The organism is Pseudoalteromonas sp. SIMBA_162, assembly GCF_046535955.1.
GTDB lineage: Bacteria > Pseudomonadota > Gammaproteobacteria > Enterobacterales > Alteromonadaceae > Pseudoalteromonas > Pseudoalteromonas marina.
The window spans coordinates 1-266 of sequence record NZ_JAWJBQ010000518.1 but is presented as its reverse complement, the minus strand read 5'-3'; the positions used below and the strand labels follow the sequence as shown (position 1 = coordinate 266).

Genomic DNA, 266 nt, shown 5'->3' with positions numbered 1-266 from the left:
TAAACTCAGTTGACCTACATGAATAGTATGCCAATCAGTTGCCTCACCATTAATAGCTGAATATTGGCACATCGGTGCAATAATAATGCGGTTAGGTAAACTGAGCTTACCCAACGATAACGGCGAAAAAAGCTGGCTCATAACCGATCCTTGATGCATACGAATAAAAAATTAAATTGAATATACGAACCAGTAAACACATTCGCCCATCTAGTAATATAAAACCCTTTATTTAAAAGTAGGTTATGGGGAGGTAAAACTTTTTT

General features: G+C 36.1%; 1 pseudogene. It reads right to left on the bottom strand.

Going from position 1 to position 266, the window contains the following annotated elements:
- Positions 1 to 141, bottom strand: a pseudogene (locus R0J88_RS20745) (oxidoreductase); the annotation flags it as partial.
- Positions 142 to 266 lie beyond the last annotated feature (125 nt).